5 protein-coding genes are annotated in these 6415 nt (G+C 30.5%); all 5 read left to right on the top strand.

Annotated features, from left to right (window positions below; all coding sequences use genetic code 11):
• Window positions 1–771: 771 nt before the first annotated feature.
• Genes I4U58_RS12005 through I4U58_RS12025 form a run of 5 tightly spaced genes read left to right on the top strand, consistent with a single transcriptional unit; the run spans window position 772 to window position 6232 of the window.
• The gene (locus I4U58_RS12005; RefSeq protein WP_195931583.1) at window positions 772–1797 is read left to right on the top strand and encodes an iron ABC transporter permease; all 1026 of its coding nucleotides are present in this window, start codon (window positions 772–774) and stop codon (window positions 1795–1797) included.
• Window positions 1794–2882: a TM1266 family iron-only hydrogenase system putative regulator gene (locus tag I4U58_RS12010; RefSeq protein WP_195931584.1), complete on the top strand. Its 1089-nt coding sequence runs from the start codon at window positions 1794–1796 to the stop codon at window positions 2880–2882. Before I4U58_RS12005 ends, I4U58_RS12010 begins: the two co-directional genes overlap by 4 nt.
• Before the next feature lie 44 nt (window positions 2883–2926).
• Window positions 2927–3775 carry a nitrogenase iron protein NifH gene (locus I4U58_RS12015; RefSeq protein WP_195931585.1) on the top strand — a complete coding sequence of 283 codons (849 nt, stop codon included), beginning with the start codon at window positions 2927–2929 and terminating at the stop codon, window positions 3773–3775.
• Window positions 3769–5115, top strand: a complete 1347-nt coding sequence (locus I4U58_RS12020) for a nitrogenase component 1 (protein WP_195931586.1) — start codon at window positions 3769–3771, stop codon at window positions 5113–5115. The genes I4U58_RS12015 and I4U58_RS12020 overlap by 7 nt, the downstream gene beginning before the upstream one ends.
• Complete coding sequence (locus tag I4U58_RS12025; protein ID WP_195931587.1) at window positions 5096–6232, top strand: nitrogenase component 1; 1137 nt, start codon at window positions 5096–5098, stop codon at window positions 6230–6232. The genes I4U58_RS12020 and I4U58_RS12025 overlap by 20 nt, the downstream gene beginning before the upstream one ends.
• Window positions 6233–6415 lie beyond the last annotated feature (183 nt).

Consider the following 6415-nt stretch of genomic DNA (forward strand, 5'->3'; position numbering starts at 1 on the left):
GAAAGAAAATATTAACAAAAAATTTACTTGTAAAAATAAACAAAATATTATAATATGAATATAGAAAAGGTTTGCAGGAATTTAGGGAAATAAAATCAAGATTTATTTGAACATATTAATTAAAATATATATTTGTATAAAATTATACAAATTAAATTAATTCATATTTAGTTCAAAAACTGATTATATCATTATATAAAAGGAGGGGCGCAAAAGATGGCAATTATTTTAATAACAGCTTTATTAGTAGTTATAATGTTAGGACTATCATTTTTATCATATTTATCTGAAAATAATTTACTTGATGACACTGAGACTGAATAATCGTATTTTTAATACATAACATATATATAGAACGTAAAAAATTATAAGAATTATTTCTTATAATTTTTTTTGTTTAAAATTCAATTTTTTTGCATAAGTTTACATTTCAAAATTCATGTGCTATACTTTTTGTATAAATGTGGAAAATATTGTTTGAATCTTTATAAAAATTGATAATTGAAAATAGGAATAATAAAATAATAGATAATTATAACTGATTTAAAAGATGATAAAAATCTACCTTATAATGAAGAATAATTATCATTTTAATTATTTTATTTCTGACACCAAAATTTAAAATTAAGGTGGAAGGCGATATTTTGTAGATGCAAATTACTTAGCTATGCCACTGGCATAGCTATTTTTAATTGTAAAGAAATTATATTTATATTTTATAGATAAATTATATAAAGAAGTATTTTCTATAGATTTTTAGGGGGATTATATATGAAAAATAAGTTTAAGGTTGTAGGGAGTTTATCATGGTTTCAGAGAATGATTTTAATAATACTTCCAATTGTAATAGTAGTTTTGGCAATGGGAATAGGTAGAATGGTTATATCCCCTGTGGAAGTCTTAAAGTCAGCCTTTGAAAAATTCGGATATGAATACAGTGTAAATCCTCAAAACGAAATAGTACTTTGGACGATTAGATTTCCTAGGATAATACTTGCACTTCTTGTTGGAGCTGGGCTTTCTGTTGCAGGATGTGCATTTCAAAGTTTGTTTTCAAATCCACTAGCGACACCTGATACACTAGGCGTTGCATCAGGGACGAGCTTTGGAGCAGCACTTGGTATATTACTTGGCTTTGGTCTTTTAGGAATACAATTTTGTGCACTTGTATTTGGAATAATTGCAGTCGGGCTTACTTATATATCAGGGACGGGTAGAGGGCACAATATGAATACAATTGTGCTTGCTGGGATAATGATTGGATCGTTGTTTTCTGCACTTGTATCTTTTGTAAAATTTGTTGCAGATTCTGAATCACAACTTCCAGCTATAACTTATTGGCTTATGGGGAGTTTGGCATCAGCTAGTTATAAGACTTTACTTTTAGGGGCTCCATTTATAATAGTCGGAATTTTCGTGCTTTATCTACTTCGCTGGAGATTAAATATATTGATGCTATCAGAAGATGAGGCGAAATCATCAGGAACTAATATAAAATTACTTAGAACAATAACTATAATAGCGGCAACTTTAGTTACAGGTTCTTGTGTGTCTATGTGCGGCCAAGTTGGTTGGGTAGGTCTAATAATACCTCATATGTGTAGGATGAAATTTGGAAATAACCATCTTTCTTTAGTGCCAGCATCAATAAGTATAGGTGCAGTATTTATGGTTATAGTCGATACAATTGCTAGAAGTCTAGTTGCAACTGAAATTCCAATTTCGATACTTACAGCAATAGTGGGAGCACCATTTTTTATAATTCTTATGAGAAGAAGCGGAGGTTGGCAACTATGATACTTTCAGTTGAAAATGGATGTTTTTCATATAAACATTCTAAAGATAATCTATTAGAAAATATAAACTTTTCAGTAGAGCCTGGGGACTTAGTTGCAATACTTGGACCTAATGGGGCTGGAAAGACGACTTTACTCAGATGTATAATGGGATTTTTAAAATGGAATAGTGGAAAATCGACATTAGATGGAGAAAATATAAGAGATATACCTCACAAAAAGCTTTGGAAAGATATTGCATATGTTCCACAAGCAAAATCTACAGTAGCAGCCTATACTGTTGAGGAGATGGTTCTGCTTGGAAGAAGCAGTCATTTTAGTATGTTGTCACTTCCAAAAGAACAAGACTTAGAAATTGTGCATAAGGTCATGGATGAGATGAATTTAACTAAATTTGCTCATAAAAAATGTTCACAAATAAGTGGTGGAGAGCTCCAAATGGTGTTGATTGCAAGAGCATTAGTATCAGAACCAAAGATACTTATTTTAGACGAGCCAGAGTCAAATCTCGACTTTAAAAATCAACTTCTCATATTAGATACAATGACTAAATTATCTAATCAAGGCATAAGTTGTATTTTTAATACTCACTATCCAACACATGCTCTACAAAGGGCGAATAAGTCGTTTTTACTAAGCAAAAGTGGCAAGTATTTGTTTGGAGAGACGAGAGAAGTTATAACAGAAAAAAACATAGAAAGAGCATTTGGAGTAAAGGCAGTAATAGGTGAAATAGAAACTCCAAACAATATATTAAAAGATGTTATACCGCTTAAAATAACAAAAAATAGCGATATAGACATACTTCTTGATAGAGATGAAATTTCTACAGAGAGAAAAGTTGCAGTAGTATCTATAATAACTGATCACTCTGATGTTTCTGAAAAGATAAATAAATTACTTAGCAAAAATAAAAAATACATAATAGGCAGAATGGGGATGCCTTATGAAGATAGAGGAATATCGATTATAAACGTGACTTTAGATGCTCCAGAATATGTTATACAGACATTAGTATCACAACTTAATTTTTTACAAGGGGTAAGTGTAAAGGCTATATATTCTCAAGTTGAATTTAAAAAATAAAAATCTCGAAATAATATATAAATAGATTTAAGGGGGAGTTAAGTATGATAAAGATAGCGGTTTATGGAAAAGGGGGAATAGGTAAATCTACTACAATTTCAAACCTATCAGTAGCTTTATCTAAAAAGGGATTAAAAGTTATGCAGATAGGGTGTGACCCAAAGGCCGATTCCACAACAAATCTACATAATGGCAGTGAAATAAATACTGTTTTAGATTTAGTTCGCAAAAAAAAGGACGATTTTGAATTAAATGAAATGGTAGTTGAGGGGTATAATGGAATATTGTGTGTCGAAGCGGGAGGGCCCACTCCGGGAATGGGTTGCGCAGGTAGGGGCATAATAACAGCTCTTGAAAAATTAGAGCAAAAAGGTGCATATGAAGCTTATAAACCAGATATAGTTTTTTATGATGTGCTTGGAGATGTAGTCTGTGGAGGATTTTCGATGCCTATGAGATGTGGATATGCCGACAAAATATTTATAATAACATCAGGCGAGTATATGTCACTTCATGCCGCTTTAAATATAGCTACAGCTATAGATAATTTTAAAAACAGAGGATATGCAACTTTAGGCGGAGTTATCTTAAATAAAAGAAATATAAAAAATGAAGAAGAAAAGGTAAATGAATTTATAAAAAATATAAATTCAAAATTAATAGGCACATTAGATAGAGATGAAATTGTAGTAGTAGCAGAAGAAAATAAAAAGACAGTATTAGAATCATTTCCAGAAAGCAACATGGCAAAAGAATACGAAATTCTAGCAGATAATCTATTAAAATCATTTGGATATAAAATATCAAAAGACAAAAAATTAAGAGAATATAATAAAGATGCAGATGATGAACAACCAAGTAACCCTGACACAAAGGAGGAAGCTAAATGTTGAAGCGTGTAGAAAGACAAGTTTTAAAAGATGAAAATGATATTTGTGTTTTGGCAAAAGATGCAAAGTTTCCATCGCCATTTGAATCTAGACTTGAGTTTTCATGTTCTGCTAGAGGACCTTGGAATATAGCTCATACAGGGATGTTAATACCAGAGGCACATGAAGTATTTGTATGTGCGCAGAGTTGTCTTCGTGGAGTAGTTTTAACTGCTGCTGAGATGAATGCAATAGACAGGTTTTCAAATATAATAGTAAGAGAAAATAATATTTTAGAAGGCGATACAGAAGATTTGATAATACAATCAATTGGAGAAATACTTTCAAAGCTTTCATATACTCCAAAAGCAATACTTTTATATACTAGCTGCATACACCACTTTATAGGATGCGATTTAAAATTAGTATATAAAAAACTTAGAGAAAAATACCCAGACATAGAATTTACAGATTGTTATATGAATCCGATTATAAGAAAAAGCGGACTTACACCAGATCAAATTATGAGAAGACAACTCTACAGTCTTATAGATAAATGCGATACAGATTATAACAGTGTAAATATAATCGGAAATAACTACAAAACAGACGACGACAGCGAACTTGTAAAAATTATAAAAGAAAACAAATTTACACTTAGAGAAGTTCCAAGAACAAAAGACTATAGAGAATATAAAGATATGGGCAGAGCATTTTTAAATATAATATATAATCCAGCAGCATTAGAAGCGGGAAGGTATTTAAAAGACAAGTTAGACCAAAGATATCTTTATCTTTCATTAAGTTATGATTTTGATGAAATTAAAAAAAATCTATATAAGCTTTGTGAAGCTTTAAATATAGATAAAATAGATTTTAAAGAAAATGAAACTAATGCAGAAAAAGCTTTAAAAAATGCAAAAGAAATTATAAAAGACACGCCTATTTCTATAGACTACACTTTTACAATTAGACCGCTTAGCTTTGCTAAACTACTTTTAAAATATAATTTTAATGTAGTTTCTATATATGCAGATAGCTTTATAAATGAGGAAGAAGAAGATTTTAAATATATTAAAGAAAATTATCCAAATATAAAAATTTATGCAACTGTGCATGTAAAGATGCGTTTTGTAAAAAGACATACAGATAAAAAAATCTTGGCTTTAGGGCAAAAAGCAGCTTATTTTACAGGTTCAAATAACTTTGTAAATATAGTTGAAGGTGGAGGAATGTATGGATTTAGCTCAATAGAAAAACTATCTAATCTTATGGTAGATGCATTTTTAAACGAAAAGGACATGAAGAAATTAATACAATTTAAGGGATTGGGGTGTGAAAATTATGAAACAAATCGCAAGTAGAATATCGATTTATTCAGCTGATACATTTGGAGTATGTTCAGCATTATATGAACTCGGTGGACTTTGTGTAATGCATGATGCATCAGGATGTAATTCGACATATAACACACACGATGAACCTAGATGGTATGATTTCGACAGCATGGTATACATTTCGGGAATATCTGAGATGGAGGCTATAATGGGTGATGATCAAAAGTTTATAGACGATATAATATATACTGCAAAAGAATTAAATCCTAAATTTATAGCACTAGCAGGTACACCGATTCCTACAATGATAGGTACTGATTTTAAAGCTATTGCAAACATAGTTGAAAATGAAACGAACATACCTACATTTGGATTTAATACGACTGGCATGAACTCTTATGTAAGTGGTTCATATAAGGCTTTTGAAACATTATCCAAAAGGTTTCTAAAGAGAAACGATAAGGAGAGTAGGGCAGAGAAGAGCAGAGTGAATATATTGGGGGCTACTCCACTGGACTTCTCTATAAATAATAGTATTAAATCTACTGTAGATTTATTAAAAGAAAATGATTTTGATGTAATAAGCACATGGGCTATGGGTAGTACTTTAGAAGATATAAAAAATGCAGTAAATACAGATGTAAACTTAGTTATTTCTTATTCTGGTATGGGAGCTGCAAAATATATGTATGAAAAGTTTAATATTCCATATATAGTTGGAACACCATTTGGAAAAGAATTTGCTAAAAAGATAGTAGTAGATTTAAAAGAAGCAATTATTACAAAAGAAAACAAGATATCTTATATAAATAGAAAAATAGACAAAAATCCACAAATTACAATTGTAGGGGAAAGTATAATGTCAGAATCTCTAGCATATGCAATTTCGACAGAAAAAAATAAAACTGTAAATGTGATTTCGACATTAGAAACAGACAAAAACCTTCTTTTAGAAGGAGATAAATTAAAAACATATGAGGACGATATAGAAGAAGCTTTAAAAAATTCAAAAACTATTATAGCAGATCCTCTATATAGACCAATTTGTCCACTTGATTCCAACTTTATATCTTTGCCACATGAGGGGTTTTCAGGGCGAATTTATAGAGATGAAATACCAAATTTAATTAATAAATCTTTATAGGAAAGGGGAATTTACGAATGAAAAAATTCAAAAAATTAATATGTGCACTATTAATAGCAACAATGGTGCCAGTGTTTGGAGGGTGCTCATCATCTTCAACTAGCTCTTCAAGCTCAAATAAAAGCGCATCTTCGAGCTCAGCATCTTCAGAAAGTAGTGATACAATAACTATAACTGACCAAG

Origin of the sequence: Clostridium sp. 1001270J_160509_D11 (assembly GCF_015667935.1) — a bacterium.
Taxonomy (GTDB): domain Bacteria; phylum Bacillota; class Clostridia; order Peptostreptococcales; family Peptostreptococcaceae; genus Intestinibacter.